This is a genomic window from Peribacillus sp. NPDC056705 (assembly GCF_043656335.1).
This window is the reverse complement of sequence record NZ_JBHTYI010000152.1, coordinates 1407-1683: the sequence shown is the minus strand read 5'-3', so window position 1 is coordinate 1683 and position 277 is coordinate 1407. Positions and strand designations below refer to the sequence as shown.

General features: G+C 47.7%; 1 pseudogene. It reads left to right on the top strand.

From position 1 onward, the window contains the following. Nucleotides 1-41: 41 nt before the first annotated feature. A pseudogene (locus tag ACFRAK_RS28405) lies at nt 42-277 on the top strand (ABC transporter permease); the annotation flags it as partial.

Here is a 277-nt window from a genome sequence, read left to right as displayed (position 1 = left end):
CTATTTTACGGAGTAGGACAGTCGGAGGTGATTTGCCCAACATGAATTATTATACAAGGCGTACGCTCACGCTATTTCTGACGATGTTGTTCGTGGTCATCCTGACATTTTCCGTGTTCCGCATCATTCCTGGTAATCCTGCGCTCACTATTCTTGGTGTAGAAGCAACCGATGAGCAAATTGCGATGCTTGCGGCTAAGCTAGGGACGGACCGTCCGTTGTTCGATCAATTCATCGACTGGATTTCGGGGATTGCCTTACTGGATTTCGGAGAATC